Consider the following 15,026-nt stretch of genomic DNA (forward strand, 5'->3'; position numbering starts at 1 on the left):
GAAGGCGGGGTAGGGTACGGTCCTTCTCGCTCGTCTCCTTATCGAAGAAGAACTGTGCGGCGATTCGGGTTAATTTTTCCAAAGATTTCTAGATACCGTATGACAGCCGCAAGTTTGCCTGCCCATGTTTGTCAGGAAGAGATGACGTATGGGACTACTTACTACAGAGGCGAAGGCCGGGTGACTATGTTCTGGCCGAGCGCACGCATGACCCCATTCGCCGAGGACCACTGCTGATGTTCGCTGCACTGTTCGACATGCTATTCAACCGCAAACCCGGCCCTGACACTTTTGCCAAGCGATTCCTCGCCGCGTTGCGCGCGCAGGGCGCTGGAGAAGACATGGACTACGATCCGGACACGTTCCAACTGGTCGGTCGCAATGGTCGCACCATCAATCTCCACAACCTGTATCAAACCTACAGCAATTCCGACCACCGCCACCGGGACGAAGCGATCCGCAGCTATGTCGCCGCCTTCATGGAAGGGAACAACGGAGAAAGCCAGGCCATGACGTTCGAAAAGGTGCGGCCTACACTGATGCCGGTGCTGCGCCATCGCGCCATGCTAGAGGAAATGCGGCTGGTTCACCGCCGTGAGCACGGTCCCGACGCCGCGTTCACTGTCGTCTTCCGCGACATCGCCGACGACTGCGTCGAGTTGCTGGCCGTCGACCGCACTGAGTCCGTCTCCCCCCTGTTGCAGGGGCCGAATCAAGAATGGGGCATCACCCTGGAACAAGGTCTGGCCATCGCTCATGACAACCTGCGCGACGCCACCTCAGACCGCTTCGTAGAGGTGGCCCCGGGCGTATTCCGGGGCGCCTGGCAGGACGCCTACGATACCAGTCGCGTGCTGTTGCCCGACGTGATCGAGCGCGTAGCGGTCAGGGGACGCCCTGTGTTCATGCTGCCCACCCGCGACTGCCTGCTGGTCGTCGGCGACCGCGACGAAGCGCCGATGGCGGCCATGTTGGAACTGAGCATCGAAGCCGCCAGTCAAGGGCGCTGCATTTCCGCGCTAGCCTACACATACGAAGAGCGCCGCATCGTGCCCTTCGCGCTGTCGCAGCCCCAGCACCTGCGTCGCCAAGACGACTTGCGGCGCATGATGGACGCCTCCAGTTATGCCATGCAGAACGAGTTGCTGCAGGCGGTGCACAAGACCGAACAGCTGGACATCTTTGTCGCGTCCTACCGCTTGTACAAGGAAAACGACGGGAGCGGCCATCAATTCTCGCTCGCCACTTGGACCGAAGATGTAGACATCCTGCTGCCTAAGGCCGACCGCATCGCCTTCGTCACCTCTAACGAGGAAGGCGATGCCGACGTGGTGGTGGTGCGGTGGAACCAGGCGGTCGGCGTTGTCGGTGCATTGATGGAGCTGCAGCCAGATTTCTACCCGCCGCGCTATCGCGTGCGCAGCTTTCCCAGTTCAGTGCAATTGCAGCAATTGGTGCAGGCCGAGCTATGAGGGGTCACTTGATTGGAGTAGGAGTTCATCCGAATCGGTTTTGAGAGACTGATCTCGGACAGCCAGTCATGCTGATCGCTCCAGCAGCGTGTACAGGCCGTTTTATTTAATCTGCTGAGGGCCCATGCGATAGCCGAAAAAGACGGGGTAGGGCGTGGTCCTTCTCGCTCGTCTTCTTGAAGAAATGCATGTGCTTGCACGACACTGGTTTGGCTCGTGCGCAGCCGCTACCTGGTGCAAACCGTCATCGAAGGTCAACATGGATCCGACTGGTATTTTTGCTGCAATTTCGCTGTCCCCACTGTCATTCGAGCGTTTCTGCGACGACCACGGTAAAGCGCTGGTGCAGGATATCAACTACATCCTCGCTAACCGCGCGATTGATCGGGAGTATCAAGAGGCGCTGGCCGAGGCTCGAAGCCAGTCGGCGACGCTGACGTCGTTCTTGAATTTTCAGAAAAGCCATCCCTCTCCGGATTCACGCTACCGCAGAACGCTGGAGAACTATCTGCATCCGGGGTCGGACGAACTGATCATTCAGTACGATCTGGCCAGTCAGACAATGTTCTATTTCTACATTCTTGATCGCCGCAATCCCGATGAAATCGAGGACGTGCCATCCCTCAGGGTGCTGCGCGAGGTCGTCAAGTACAAGGACGAAGACGGCACGGACTACGTGGCCTTGTCCTCCAGCGCCACGAACTTCAATACCGATCCGATCTGGAGATCGTTCACCATCCAGAAGACCGGTTGGAGCCGGCAGCCCGACGGCACCCCGATTCCCCAGCATGTGATCTCCCGGCTGGATGGCTTGTCGCAAAAGTATTATTTCGATGCGATTGACCGTGATCTCGGTTTGGCATCGGCGGGCACGGAGGAAGAGGCACCCTGGATTTATCCGAAGGACCACCTGCATCCCTGCTTGCTCAGGCATGTCACCGAACAGCCGATGAACCTGGATTGATCCCTTTGCTGCTTGCGCGAGCGCTGCGAATGAAACGGGCGATAGCCCTTGCCGCTGCGGTGATGGTGACCGGTGCTTTGCATGCTGCCAACACCAGTGCTGCTGCCGACAACGCTGCTGGTGTGGTGCATGTCATCAACCCGGAACTGCTCTCGGCGCTGCAAAACCTCAAAGCAACCCTGCCGGCCGGGCGCACGCCGCTCGCGTTCGACAACGGCGCTTCGGCCAAGAACTGCCTGGAGTATTCGGATCTGTTGTCGACAAGCAAGCCAGCCGAATCGACTCGCAACTTCGAGATTCGAAGCGAGTACCGGTTGTGCGACAGCATTCGCATCATTGCGGGTAAGCCCTTCGTCGCGCAGAAGGCCGCAGCCTCCGGCGAACAGGGCAAAACCCTGTACGAAAAGCTGGACCTGCGCTCATTCCCTTCCTCGCTGCGTAATCGCACTGATGCCAGCAAGCGCACGCTCATTGCGTTGCTTCCCGGAGACGTTCGATCCGAAGGCAGCACCGTGCAAGTGGAAACACCGGGGCAGTTCTTCCGGTTGGAGGTGGTGGGCATCATCGACCATGGAACGGGCCAAGCACCCGAATGGATCGTCTGGGTGACCGACCAGCTCAAGACCGGCAGCTACCGCGGGTACAGCACCCTCGTCGTGCACCCGCCTCGTGTCGCATCGGATCTCTACACCGCAAGCCCTTCTCCCCGATGAGCGAAAGCCTGCCGATTTTCTGCTCGTGGGGTTGCCGTTGGTCGACGGATGCACCGCGCATCGCCTCGCGTATCGCATCCACTCGACGGCGGATGGGAGGACACGATGGTCTGCTTGATGGGGTCGGATGGCTCAAGCCAGGCAACTTCTCAGGCGCAAGGAGCTAGGTGGTGCAGGACTGCGTACGTCGATGGATTCGGCATAGGTTGTCTCCAGGCCAGTATGTTGGCAGGGCGATCGTGCCTGCGATGATGATGGGTGTGTTACCAGTGGTGGAGATGCTGGGATCCGTCGATGCGTGCGCTCCCGATGATCCGAGCCGCCAGGTGCTGGAGTCGCTTCCCGCGGACATCGGCGCGGATGGCGGACGCCGTTCGACCTACGAGCTCGCTCTTGTCCCATGCGACGACGCCGCATGTCCCTTTGAGGTGCGCTTGGTCGCGAGGACATCGCAAGCAGAGTCTGCAGAAGGCCACGCGAAGATGGGCGTTAACACGCATGGACCGGTCAGGTTGACGTGGTACGCGTCGGGCGCGCCGGCATGGGGAGCCGCTGCGCAGACGCACACCGCTGAACCCATCGCATTCTTCGGAGCGGCTTTGCCACGCGTCTGGACGACGGGCTTGGAGGAGGATCAGGTCGCCGTCTCCGCCGGCGCGGTGCCGCTTGAGCCGGGCAAGCAAACGGGTGCGTATGCACTGCTCGTGACGCAGACTGCGGGGTTCGAGCATCCGAAACGTCAGCACGCCCTGTTGACCGCGGTATCGGGTGATCTGAAAGTGGCGTGGTCCAAGGTCGAGCCGCAGGGCCCTCACGTATCCTGGGTCGCGATCCCCAAGCGCCATGCCCCGGTCTACGTCTCGCTGTTCTTCTCGCCTGACGATGATGCTGCAGATGACGTGCTTGCTCGTCAGCTGAAGTGGGATACCGAACAGCAGGTGTTTTCCGAGGAACCTCCGCCGCCGCAGGTGCAGGCCGTCGTCGCAGGTTCTTACCGCACCCTGAGCGCGGCAAGGGTAGCCAGGTCCGCCTCGGACTGCCTGACTGGATACAGCGCGATCGATACCGGTCCGAATCAATGGGCGGTGCCGCATCGGTACGCGTTGATCCGGGTGACCTGGGAGCCAGCCCAGGTCACCACGGAGACCGAGCGACTTCGCCAGTGCCGTCCAGGCGGCCCGGCGCACTCGCTTCCGCTCACGCATCTATTGTCGTCCTCGCCCTCCAACCCATAAGCCCAACGCATCAGGAGTCATCGCGTGTCATCCAAACGTTTTTCAACCGCTGCGATCGCGGCAATGTCGTTGGCTGGGGTGCTGCTATGCGGTGCAGCGTTTGCCAAGGACACGTTGAAGTGTCCAACGACACTGGCTGTTTCAGAGACGGTCCTGCAAACCCAGGATGTACCGGAAGGAACCCAGGCCATCCTCAAGGGAGACGGGTCTTTGCCATTCTTTTCCATGGGTGTCTTTTCAGGGCACCCTCGCGATTTGGCCTCGCTGATCCCTGACGGTGGCGATGAGCAGGAATCATCGGGGGTCTCAGAGGGCGTCTGGAAATTTGAGAGCAGAAATCCCTATGGAATCTACCTGGTGTGCGAATACGGCGCCCTTGGCGCGGTGCAGATCTACAAGCGCGTCGGCGACGACGTCAGGTCTTGCACGGCGACGACGCGCAAGGGCCGCGACCAGCATCTGATCGACATTGATTTCGAGTGCGAATGAGCGCTAGGCCCTTCGCTTTGATTTGTGTGACTGCAATCAGGCGTGCGTGCGATCCACCCTACAAAGCAGTCAGTGACTTCTTACAAGCCGGTCAGGGGTGACCCGATGGAGGCGCTCGATGGTCCGCGGCAATCTATGGATGTCGGATGGGCCGTTACAGCCCGCAGCTCGGTGACGAGGTCCGAGCACGCCGACAACAAAGACCAGCAACGTTCGGGCCGATGGCTATCCACCGGGCGGGCCAGGTAGGGATACCTCGGCTGCTGGTCCCTTTTATAGCCGGACCGGCGCAAGGGCGCTATCACGCATCCTGACTGTGCGCGCTGCCATCCAATGGCTACTTGTGGAAAGCGTCAGCCCTGGACGGCTGCTTCGCCCTTATCAGCCTCCGATTCTGGCGCCGGCTCCTTCAAGACGAGATACGGATTGCCAGGAAGGGATTGCGGCAGGACCATCAAGGGGTCAATGAGCAGATAGCCATGCAGCCTGCGCGTTTTGCGAGGACCGGCGACCTCGCATGTCCAGATGTTCAGTCCGTCGCGCTGCTTGCGATGCACGCGCAGTTTTTCAAACTGCTTTTGCACCCACTGCCACTCGGGCAGTTTTTCTTGCCTGGCTAAAGCGACGACCTCTGGATGCTCCTGCGCATAGCGCTGAAAGACACCCGGGCTGACCAGGTAGGCGGTGTCCGCCACCGTGTGCACCAACGCCTTGGCATCGTTGATGACAAGCCGGCGGCTCACGATGCTGTGCCGCAACCAGCTCAGGAAATGCCTGCCCGATGGTGTGGCTTGCCCATCGGCGGGAAGGCCAGCGCAGTCGGTGGTGGATGCCGTGCCTCCACCATGCGGAGTGATGGCCGGCGCGACAGTTTCGAAGGGCGTTTGCGGCGCGTCCTCGTGCGTTTTCGCGTCCGGCTGCATCAGCGCCAGCAGCGCATCGATTCCATCGTGCGGCGGTGGGGCCGATGGGAAGGGGAGGGCCGCGGCGGTGGGTGGGCGGCCAGCGGCTTCGCTTTCAGGCGCCTGCGGCGGAGATGCTGAGGGGCTTGGATGATCCGCCGCTGCCACCGGCGCCAGATCGTCCTTCATATCCGTCTCCACCACCGTCACCTGGCCATGGAAGGCTTTCGGCCGCTCGGAGGCATCCCAGACCAGGGCAGGGGAGAGGCGCAGAAACGTGAACGTTTTGGACCAGCCGCCGTCGCTTCGGACCGTGGCCCGCCAGATCGCTTTGCCATCGGGTGTCGGCAACGCAATGCCATGCTCCTGCAAGACATTGAACACCGCCAGGTTGCTGGTGGGGATGCCCTCCATGCCTTGCGACAGCAAGTGCGCGCGCAACTTGTCCGAGACGGTCTTGCTGACCAGCCAGAGGGCGTCCTGCGTCAGCCAGCCATCGGAGGCTTCGGGCTGGTTGAGCTTCAGTTGGTCGCGCAGCAGGTAGCGCAGTCCGTCGAGGAGCTTGCGCTGCAGGGCGTGGCGAGGGGCGGCCAGGGCTTTGGCGGGATCGCCGCCCAGCGATTGCGCGACCGAGGCCTGATCGGCTTGCACGACCAGTTCGCCCAGCACGCCGGCATGTTCGTGCTGACCTGCCAGGACGTAGAGCAGCGGACCCCACAGGTCCGGAAAACCGCTGAGCCAGTCCAGGATGTCCCGGTCCAGCACGCGCACGTAGAGCAACCCGGTAGCCGCGCCATGCAGGCGATATTCGCGCCCGGCGCGATAGCGGAATCGATACGGGCGCAGCAGCGGGCCGTGCCATGGATGCCATGCGCTCCCATCACCGTACTCGACCTCCAGGTCGACCGCGATCTTGCCCAGATCGTGCACCAGCGCAGCGTAGGCCACGCCAGCGGTCCAGGCCTCCGCCTGGGCGGCCTGGGCCTCGGGCGTGGCGCCAGCGGGCAGCAGATGCGACTGCCGCAGCTTCAGCGCATAGGCCACAATTTCCAGGCCATGGTCCAGCATGCCGCCCGGGTACGCGTGGTGGTGACTCTCGGAAGCGGGAAACTGTTGCACCAACTCGGCGTAGCGCTGCAGCGGCGCCCGGTAGAGATGGTCGAATTGCGCACGCGAGAGCGAGGTGCGCTGCCAGATGTGCTCGATGAGGCGCTGGCGACGGGCTGTGGAGAGTAGGGCCTGCGCCGATTGCGGCGACACGAGGCTGGAGGGGGCCGCGGAGGGCGGCGTGGCCACGAGAGCCGATGCGTTTGGGCGTTTCGCCCGCGAGCGTTGGAAAAGATTGAACATGCAGGCCCGTCGGCAGGATGGGGCTGCACCGAGATGGCGAACCCAGCCGCAGGGTGGCGCAGGTCCTTCCTTGCTGTCCGGCACCAATCGGGCACCGCGCGATGCCGATAGAGTGCGATGCACGAACGTCTCATTGCTTGGCAATGGACTGGGTTGTTCTCCCTGTCCATCCGCACAGCAGGCCAGCGATGACAGTGCTGGCTGACAATGCCCACCATGCCGGGCGATACCCGTCGTCCTGATCGACGCTCCATCCGAACGCTAGCGGAAGCAGGGAGATCGACACCTGGTTCATGGCCATGGCTGCGCCGAGTGCTCGGCCGGTCTGGTCTGCTCGCGCGGATTCCGTCAGCCAGACCACCCAGGGCCCATACCAGCCAAAGCCGAAGAAGCCCGCCGCGCAGCTCAGGCTGACCAGCCATGTCAGCGGCACCGAGGCGGGGAGCAGTGCGGCGCAGGCCATGACGGCCGCACATCCCCATGCGCATCCACCAACGCTCATCCATCGCTGGCCGGGATGCCGATCGCTGGCGCGTGCCAGGACGATGCGGCCCACGGCTCCGGCCAGTTGCGCCTGGAATAGCAGCGCTGTCGCGGTTGTCAGCGGCAGCGCGAAGACATGGGTCATGAACAGTCCCCAGTACACGCTGATGGCCGTCTGTCCCAGGACCAGCAGGGCGCCGACTACCATGGGCAACGACGTGGCGTGCCCCGCCGGGCCGGCACGCGGGGCAGCATGCGGTGCGGCGATCGGTGCCGGGCGATGAACCCAGGCGAATGCCCCACCCGCCAGGCCCATCAGGAGCGCTGCGCTGCCCATCGCATCCATCCAGCCCCGTGCGCCGATGAGCGCAGGAAAGAGCAGCGCTGCCAGTGCCCCTCCGAGGGGCAACGCTGCTTGGCGGATGCCCATCGCCAGTCCGCGTTGCGCCGGCGGGAACCAGCCGTGGACGACCCGGCTGCTGCCCGGCTGGATGGGGCTGTAGCCCAGGCCCAGCAGCACCATCGCGGCCAGGCAGGCGGGGTAGCTGTCGGCCAGTCCCAGCAAGGCCATGGCAGCGGCCACGATGCACACGCCAGCGGCGACCGGCCATCGCTCTCCGTGACGGTCCAGGGCGCAGCCGGCCAGCCACAACCCGGGGATGGTGATGGCGCCGCAGAGCGTGGCCAGCAGGCCGAGCTGGGCATGGGTGAGCCCGAAACGCTGCTGCGCGAACACACCCCATGCACCGATGCTCTGTGTCCCGAGCGCCGCGCACAGCTGCACGCCCGTGGACACGGCGAGAATCTTCCAGCGGGTGTGCATGCGGGCGCTCCTCGGATGCAAGGATTTTGCGAGAACATGCCGCACATCGGGCGCTGGTGGCTGCGCCTGGATCAGGCCACCGCTTCCAGTTCGGATCGGGTGTGTGCCGCTTGCATGTATTGCATCAGCAGCCCGTAGTGGGTCGCCATGTTCTCGATCAGCTGCCGGCTCGCTTGGTATAGCAACTGCCAGTCAGGCTCCCGTTGTGCTGCGGCGAAGTAGTCCTCCATGCCGCGCACCAGAGCAGCGAAGTGTCCGCTTTCCGTGGTGCCCAGGTGATCGTGGAGGAACTGCAAATCCTCCTTGACTCCTTCCTGGCCTCGGCCTAGCCGATCACGGCGCCAAGCCACGAAACAGGGCGTGGCATAGGCAAATTCACCGTGGTTGTAGAGCTCTTCCGGCAGCGAACGGATGATGGCCACCCCGAGATCTTCTCCGTTTTCCCGGTAGCGCCGCGAGGCATTGAGATATGCCTTGGCGCCGGACATGCGGTACCGATCCAGCTTCCATTGGTCATCGCCGGTCAGGCCGGTGGCGAAGCGGTCGTACAGCAGTTGGTGGTTGGTCGTGCCGATGCCCACGTCTTCGCGCGACACCTCGGACACACGGGCCGCCGTTCGCAACAAGAGCACTTGGCGATGCTGTGGTGCGTGCTCGGCTTGTTCGAGCACGCGGAAGGCCAGGGCGCAGAAACTGGCCGATCCGATCCCCGGACTGCGCCAGTTGTGAAAGAAGATGCGCCGGGCGTCAGGATGCCAGGCCATCGTGCTGAAGGCGTCGAAAAATTCTTCGATACGTCGCAGGCTTTCGGTGCAATCACGATAGGCGTTGCGCAGCGCCTGCTGCGCTTGCGGTGCATGGATCAAGGCGATTTCCGGTTCCACGATATCGTTGATGCGTTTCATGGGCGCTGTCCTCTGCGGTCGCGCGGAAGGTGACCACGTGGCAGCGCTCTCGGCGCCGCGGTGGCTTCCGAGCAGGGGCGCGATGGCAAACAACGGTGCGTCGGACTGCTCGCAGCCCCGACGTTATGCGTCGGCGGCTGCCGCTTGAATCAGGCTTCCCTGAAACGCTTGTGCGTTATTTCGTACGCGGTGCGCAGGCGCTGCGCTCTGTATGCGCACGCAACTCCGAAGCGGACATCCCGAAGGATTTCCTCATGATCCGTGCCAGGTAGGAGCCGGACTCCCAGCCCACCTGCTGCGCAATGCACAGCACCGATTCGTCTGTATTTTCCAGCAGGTACTTGGCGCGCAGCAGACGCTTGCTTTGTTGGAACTCCAGGGGCGAGTGGCCGTACTGCAGGCGGAAGTAGCGCTCGACCTGGCGGCGCGACAGCCGCTGAGTGCGTGCGAACGCATCCAGCGCGAGTGGTTGATCCAGGTCGGTTTCAATGTGGTCGGCAAGCAGGCTGGCGATGTGCCGCGAAGGGTGCGGTTCGGTGTTCCGAACCGGGTGCGAACACAGTCGCGCGGCTTCCATCACCACCGCACCACACCAAGCGGTGGTATCGATCTCGCGACCGTGTACTGCAATGTCGAGCAGGCGACGCGAGAGCGCGCCCAGTGCTGCACTTCCCGTTCGCAGGCCCTGCGAGGGTCGGACGATGGCCTGTGCTTCCAAGACAGCAGACCAAAGTTCCGGGTCGACATAGATCGCGAGGTGCGTCTGCCGAAACGTCTGGGCAGATGTGGCATGGGCCGCATCTGCAGCAAGCCACAAAAAGTCGCCAGGCGACGACTGCAGGCTGCGCTCCCATGCATCCACGATCTCGAACCGTCCCTGCATCGGCACGAACAGCATGTCGCAATCGTGCGTGTGAGGTGACGCTGCATAGCCCTGCCGGTGATTCGCCACCAGCGTAGAGCCATGGCGCAACTGCTCCCGAAAGGGAGACACCCGCAATCCCTGCGGTCCCAATTCTTGTTGCATATCCATCCCTTGTCGCGATTGTGCTGAGTGATGTCGCAATCGGATGTGCGCTCCACTCAGTGTTCGCGAAGAATTAATTGCAGCGTTTCATCCACTGCGTTTTTTTGAAAGAACTGCTATGACTCTTCGATCTCAGCGCTTTTGGCGCCTCGGCATATTGTCGGCATGCCTCGCTTTGGCATCTGCTACTTCCCGCATCGCGAACGCGCAGGATTTCCCTAGCAAACCCATCACCATTGTCGTCCCGTTTCCTGCCGGCGGGGGCACAGATGTGGTTTTTCGGTCGATCTCCCCGAAACTCCAGGCCGCCCTGGGACCTGCTGCACGCATCGTCATCGACAACCGCGCCGGTGCTGGCGGAACCGTTGGCACGGCCTCCGCCGCCAAGGCCACGCCAGACGGTTACACGTTGATTGCTGCCACGACAACGACCATTGCTTCTGCCCAGGCGGTGTATCCGAAACTCGGTTACGACCCCAACGCCCTGGTGCCCATCGGCCTGCTGGGTACCACTCCCTTCGTGCTGGTCACTGCGCCAGGGTTCCCTGGGCGAACCCCGGCAGAATTCATCGCCCATGCGAAGGCCCACCCGGGCACGATCAACTACGCCAGCATCGGAAACGGCAGTGCGAGTCACCTGGTCGCGGAACTGTTCAAGCAGCGAGCAGGGGTGGAGATGACGCATGTGCCTTACCGGGGCGCCGGACCGGCGCAGACCGATCTCATGGCCGGGCAGGTGCAGGTGCTGTTCGACAACCCGACGGCGCTCGTGCAGCAGGTGCGCGCCGGGCGCATGCAGGCCCTGGCGATCACCGAGCCTTCGGCCGTGTTCCAGGACCTTCCCACCTTCGCGGCGGCGGGCATGCAGGGTTTCCGTCCCGAGCTTTGGTATGGCCTCATGGCACCGGCGGCGACACCGGAGCCGGTGATCCAGCGGCTGCACGCGGCGCTGAGCCGGGTGCTGGAGGACCGGGAAGTCCGGGCCGATCTGCTCGCCCGCGGCGTGGCCCCGGTGGCCGGAACGCCCCAGGCGTTCGCGCAGCGAATCCGTGCCGACATCGCCCTGTGGGGCGGCATCGCCCGCGCGGTCGGTGCCAAGGTGGAGTGAGCACGATGCACTCCCAGCATAGGGTTTCCCCAAGTCCAAGCCATGCATCGCCCCGGGCACCGTTGGTGCGGGTCTTCACCATCGATGGCGATCCACGCGGCGGCAATCCCGCGCCGGTCTGGCTGGACGCCGAGGCCATGACCGGTGCCGAGATGCAATCGCATGCGCGTGCCAGCGGCCACGAGTCCGTCTTCGTGACCGCGTGCAGCGACGGTGTGCATCGCTGGGAAATGCGCTACTTCGTACCGATGCACGAGATGGAAATGTGTGGCCATGCCACCATCGCCGCGCTGTGGCTGCTGCATGCGCAGGACCGTTGGGACGGAGAGCCGGTCGCGATCCGCACGGCCAGCGGGACGGTGCATGGGCGCAGGGTGGACGGTCGCATCGAAATCAGCCAGCCACCGGCTTGCATGCGGTTGCTGGGCGAGGGGCACATCCGTTCGATTGTGCAGTGCCTGGGGCTCAGAACGTCGCAGGTCGTCGATGGCGTATTGAATGCTTCCACCAGTCGGGCCAAGACGCTCATCCGGCTGGACAGCATGCAAACCCTGCACGCCCTGCGCGTCAATGCGGAGCAGGTACCCATCGTCTGTGAGCGCATTGGTTCAACCGGGTTGTATCCCTATGCCGTCTCCCGCGTCGAACCGCGGGAGGTGCATTGCAGTGCGCGACAGTTTCCCAGGGCGTCCGGCTATCTGGAGGATCCGGCGACAGGCATCGCTGCCGCTGCCCTGGCCTGGGGATTGCGCCGCATGGCGCTGGTGGGGCCGAGGTCCGCGGTGGTCACCGTCCGGCAGGGCGAGGCGATGGGATCTCCCTCTCAGATCACAGTGCGCATGCCCGCGGTGACCCAAGAGGCCGAGGGCTGCTGGGTGGGTGGCCAAGCGCTGTTGGAAACAGATTGGGGAGGGCAGTGGATATGAACCACGTTGTTTGCGCAGCCGACCGAAGGCTCGATGCACTGGTGGCGGGCGAGCCTGAGCTGAAGCCATCGGGCCGCTACAGCAGCTTCTTCCAGATTGGCGATTGCTGGGTGTCCAGCGGCGTGGTGGGGCGGCGGGGTGGTGCCATCATCGCCGGTCCACTGCGGAGTGAAGAGGACGTACCTATCGGCGAACGGGCGGCTGCCGCCGCAGTGCTGCTGCTCCTGCGCGCGGCGCAAAAGGCGCTGGGCACCCTGGACCGGGTCGATCGGGTCGTCACGCTGCAGGGCTTCATCAGCAGTACCGCAGACTTCCGAGACCACGTGCGGGTGATGGATGCGGCGTCGGCCTGCCTGCAGGACGTGCTGCCGCAATCACCGTTGCCTGCTCGCACGGCGGTGGGCGTGGCGTCGTTGCCCGGTGGCGGCGCGGTCGAGGTGATCATGGTGCTCGCGACCCGCGATATCCCGGATTGAAGGAGCCAAGAATGGTCGATCCGAAATGGGGCGCCTACACGGCCGATGCCCTCATGCACTATCCGAGCGGCCTGGGCCGGATTCCATGCAGCCTGATCCACGCTTTCGGGCTGCAAAAGCAGGCGAGCGCGCGGGCCAATGCGCACCTGCAGGAACTGCCGGTGCCCATTGCCGACGCCATTGCACTTGCTGCGCAGGAAGTGGCGGCGGGGGCGTGGGACGCGCATTTCCCACTCGGAATGTGGCAGGCAGGCGATGGCAACCAGACCCACATCAACGTCAACGAAGTGATCGCGTGCCGGGCGGCCGAGCTCATGGCCGAGACCAAGGCCGGTTCACCCGACATCGAGTCGGTTGCCGAAATTCATCCGCTCGACCACGTCAACCGTAACCAGTCGTCCAACGACAGCTGGCCGACCGTGGTGCATGTCGCACTGGCCCGCGAACTACAGGCTTCGTTTTCTTCATCGCTGGAGACCTTGGTGACGGCGCTGGACCTCTTCGCAGCAAGGCATCATGAGACAGCCAAGGTCGGTCGCACCTTTCTGCGCGACGCGCATTGCACGACGGTAGGCATGGAGTTCCGTGGATTCGCCGCCTTGCTGCGAGGATCTCAATCCCATCTGGCGACCGCCTGCGAAACGCTGCGAGTGCTCCCTCAAGGGGGCGGTGCAGTGGGCAATGGCGCAGGAGTCCATCCGGGCTTCGGGACACGCTTTGCGGAGGAGCTGCGTACGCTGACGGGCATGCCGTTTCAGTCTGCGCCGCAGCCATGCGCGGCCCAAGTGGTGGATACGGCGTTGCTGACGGTGTGGAGCGGGTTGGTCTTGATCTCGGTGGTGTGTTTGAAGCTCTGCCGCGACATCGAGCTACTGGGATCGGGGCCCGCATGCGGATTAGGTGAGCTGTTACTGCCCGCGGTGGGGCCGGGTTCCTCCAGCATGGCCGGCAAGGTCAATCCGACCCACGCCTCCATGCTGGAGATGATGTGCATGAAGGTGCTATCCGACCACGCGATGGTCTGTGCCTCGCTGTCGAGCGCGCGTCTGCAACTCAATACGACCTATCTGCTGGCCGCTTGCGTGACCGTGGATGCGGTTGAGACGCTAGGGCAGGGCCTGGAGTGCTTTGCCAGCTCGTGTATCGATCGGCTGGAGGTCGATCATTCGCAGTTGGACGTACACCTGGCAAAAGGACCGGGTGCGCGGTACCTGCAGTCGCGAGAGCTGGGATATGACGCTGTGGCGAGGCAAGATGTGGGGTGAGCGCAGCGCGTAGCGAATCGGAGTGACGGGTACGTGGACGAGGTGTTTTGGGTGGTGGTGATCGGTGCCGTGGTGGCAGGCTTCGTGCAGGGCTTGTCGGGTTTTGCGTTCAGTCTGGTCGCGATGTCGTTTTGGGCCTGGGCGTTGGAGCCGCGCGTTGCCGCGGCGCTCGCCGTATTCGGTGCATTGACAGGGCAACTGTTGGCCGTGGCATCGGTGCGACGTGGTTTTGACTGGCGCGTGTTGTTGCCTTTCGTGTTGGGCGGATTCGCGGGTATTCCGCTGGGCGTGGCCTTGCTGCCGCGGATCGATATGGCCATGTTCAAGGCGATCCTGGGCACGTTGCTGGTGCTGTGGTGCCCCGCGATGCTGATGGCCAAGCAGCTACCCCGCATTCGCAAAGGCGGACGTGTGGCCGACGGGGTCGTGGGACTGGCCGGTGGCGTCATGGGCGGCCTTGGCGGCTTCACCGGCGCGCTGCCCACGCTGTGGTGCACGCTGCGCGGCTACGAGAAGGACCAGCAGCGCGCCGTGATCCAGAACTTCAACTTGTCGATGCTGCTGGTCACAATGGCGACCTACCTAGGCACCGGGGCGGTCACGCGGGACATGCTGCCGCTGTTCGCCATCGTGGCCCCTGCGATGCTCGTACCGACCTTGCTTGGTGCTCGACTGTACGTCGGCCTGAGCGAGGCGACCTTTCGGCAGGTTGTGCTGGGGCTACTCACCGCGTCGGGCGTGGCGATGTTGCTCTCGTCCGTGCCAGACCTGCTGCGGAGATGATCTCGACGTGCATTGGGCCTGCACCGGTCGGGGGCGAGCTCTACAGACATAGTTGATCCATTCGCCTTCCGTCTCCGTCTGCTGTAGCTGCAGGGACTGATTGGG

At 63.5% G+C, this 15,026-nt stretch carries 14 protein-coding genes; 10 read left to right on the forward strand and 4 right to left on the reverse strand.

Features of this window, described 5'->3' with window-relative positions; genetic code table 11:
* Positions 1-236 precede the first annotated feature (236 nt).
* From AVTE2539_RS05410 to AVTE2539_RS05430, 5 genes are all read left to right on the forward strand, one after another.
* Positions 237-1,472 carry a DUF1444 family protein gene (locus AVTE2539_RS05410; protein ID WP_284408706.1) on the forward strand — a complete coding sequence of 412 codons (1,236 nt, stop codon included), beginning with the start codon at positions 237-239 and terminating at the stop codon, positions 1,470-1,472.
* 259 nt (positions 1,473-1,731) lie between these two features.
* The gene (locus AVTE2539_RS05415) at positions 1,732-2,436 is read left to right on the forward strand and encodes a hypothetical protein (protein ID WP_228316171.1); all 705 of its coding nucleotides are present in this window, start codon (positions 1,732-1,734) and stop codon (positions 2,434-2,436) included.
* A complete protein-coding gene (locus tag AVTE2539_RS05420) occupies positions 2,433-3,149 on the forward strand; it encodes a hypothetical protein (protein ID WP_284408708.1) in 717 nt (238 codons plus the stop codon). The genes AVTE2539_RS05415 and AVTE2539_RS05420 overlap by 4 nt, the downstream gene beginning before the upstream one ends.
* 248 nt (positions 3,150-3,397) lie before the next feature.
* Positions 3,398-4,384: a hypothetical protein gene (locus tag AVTE2539_RS05425; RefSeq protein WP_284408710.1), complete on the forward strand. Its 987-nt coding sequence runs from the start codon at positions 3,398-3,400 to the stop codon at positions 4,382-4,384.
* Positions 4,385-4,408: 24 nt separating this feature from the next.
* Entirely contained in the window at positions 4,409-4,873 is a 465-nt protein-coding gene (locus AVTE2539_RS05430) for an STY0301 family protein (protein WP_284408712.1), read from the forward strand.
* A 353-nt stretch (positions 4,874-5,226) separates the two neighbouring features.
* Here the strand turns inward: AVTE2539_RS05430 and mobH are convergent, their stop codons facing one another.
* From mobH to AVTE2539_RS05450, 4 genes are all read right to left on the reverse strand, one after another.
* Complete coding sequence (mobH, locus tag AVTE2539_RS05435) at positions 5,227-7,125, reverse strand: MobH family relaxase (RefSeq protein WP_284408714.1); 1,899 nt, start codon at positions 7,123-7,125, stop codon at positions 5,227-5,229.
* Between the two features lie 130 nt (positions 7,126-7,255).
* Entirely contained in the window at positions 7,256-8,431 is a 1,176-nt protein-coding gene (locus tag AVTE2539_RS05440) for an MFS transporter (RefSeq protein WP_284408716.1), read from the reverse strand.
* A gap of 71 nt (positions 8,432-8,502) precedes the next feature.
* A complete protein-coding gene (locus tag AVTE2539_RS05445) occupies positions 8,503-9,336 on the reverse strand; it encodes a hypothetical protein (protein ID WP_284408718.1) in 834 nt (277 codons plus the stop codon).
* 175 nt (positions 9,337-9,511) lie between these two features.
* A complete protein-coding gene (locus AVTE2539_RS05450) occupies positions 9,512-10,363 on the reverse strand; it encodes a helix-turn-helix domain-containing protein (RefSeq protein ID WP_284408720.1) in 852 nt (283 codons plus the stop codon).
* Positions 10,364-10,481: 118 nt separating this feature from the next.
* Here AVTE2539_RS05450 and AVTE2539_RS05455 point away from each other — a divergent pair, with 118 nt between their 5' ends.
* From AVTE2539_RS05455 to AVTE2539_RS05475, 5 genes are all read left to right on the forward strand, one after another.
* Positions 10,482-11,471, forward strand: coding sequence for a Bug family tripartite tricarboxylate transporter substrate binding protein (locus tag AVTE2539_RS05455; RefSeq protein ID WP_284409440.1), 990 nt, complete (start codon positions 10,482-10,484; stop codon positions 11,469-11,471).
* A gap of 65 nt (positions 11,472-11,536) precedes the next feature.
* On the forward strand, positions 11,537-12,397 hold the full coding sequence (locus AVTE2539_RS05460; protein WP_284408722.1) for a PhzF family phenazine biosynthesis protein: 861 nt from the start codon (positions 11,537-11,539) through the stop codon (positions 12,395-12,397).
* Entirely contained in the window at positions 12,394-12,873 is a 480-nt protein-coding gene (locus tag AVTE2539_RS05465) for a RidA family protein (RefSeq protein ID WP_274342124.1), read from the forward strand. Before AVTE2539_RS05460 ends, AVTE2539_RS05465 begins: the two co-directional genes overlap by 4 nt.
* A gap of 11 nt (positions 12,874-12,884) precedes the next feature.
* On the forward strand, positions 12,885-14,138 hold the full coding sequence (locus tag AVTE2539_RS05470) for a lyase family protein (protein ID WP_284408725.1): 1,254 nt from the start codon (positions 12,885-12,887) through the stop codon (positions 14,136-14,138).
* Between the two features lie 33 nt (positions 14,139-14,171).
* Positions 14,172-14,921 carry a sulfite exporter TauE/SafE family protein gene (locus AVTE2539_RS05475; RefSeq protein ID WP_284408727.1) on the forward strand — a complete coding sequence of 250 codons (750 nt, stop codon included), beginning with the start codon at positions 14,172-14,174 and terminating at the stop codon, positions 14,919-14,921.
* The last annotated feature ends 105 nt before the right edge of the window (positions 14,922-15,026 follow it).

It is taken from the genome of Acidovorax sp. SUPP2539 (assembly GCF_030158975.1).
Taxonomy (GTDB): domain Bacteria; phylum Pseudomonadota; class Gammaproteobacteria; order Burkholderiales; family Burkholderiaceae_C; genus Paracidovorax.

What these genes read in the sequence shown, in the direction of transcription:
- mobH (WP_284408714.1), bottom strand. Translation starts at nt 7,125, where the DNA reads ATGTTCAATCTTTTCCAACGCTCGCGGGCGAAACGCCCAAACGCATCG.
- AVTE2539_RS05455 (WP_284409440.1), top strand. Translation starts at nt 10,482, where the DNA reads ATGACTCTTCGATCTCAGCGCTTTTGGCGCCTCGGCATATTGTCGGCA.
- AVTE2539_RS05470 (WP_284408725.1), top strand. Translation starts at nt 12,885, where the DNA reads ATGGTCGATCCGAAATGGGGCGCCTACACGGCCGATGCCCTCATGCAC.
- AVTE2539_RS05465 (WP_274342124.1), top strand. Translation starts at nt 12,394, where the DNA reads ATGAACCACGTTGTTTGCGCAGCCGACCGAAGGCTCGATGCACTGGTG.
- AVTE2539_RS05425 (WP_284408710.1), top strand. Translation starts at nt 3,398, where the DNA reads ATGATGATGGGTGTGTTACCAGTGGTGGAGATGCTGGGATCCGTCGAT.
- AVTE2539_RS05445 (WP_284408718.1), bottom strand. Translation starts at nt 9,336, where the DNA reads ATGAAACGCATCAACGATATCGTGGAACCGGAAATCGCCTTGATCCAT.
- AVTE2539_RS05415 (WP_228316171.1), top strand. Translation starts at nt 1,732, where the DNA reads ATGGATCCGACTGGTATTTTTGCTGCAATTTCGCTGTCCCCACTGTCA.
- AVTE2539_RS05450 (WP_284408720.1), bottom strand. Translation starts at nt 10,363, where the DNA reads ATGCAACAAGAATTGGGACCGCAGGGATTGCGGGTGTCTCCCTTTCGG.
- AVTE2539_RS05440 (WP_284408716.1), bottom strand. Translation starts at nt 8,431, where the DNA reads ATGCACACCCGCTGGAAGATTCTCGCCGTGTCCACGGGCGTGCAGCTG.
- AVTE2539_RS05410 (WP_284408706.1), top strand. Translation starts at nt 237, where the DNA reads ATGTTCGCTGCACTGTTCGACATGCTATTCAACCGCAAACCCGGCCCT.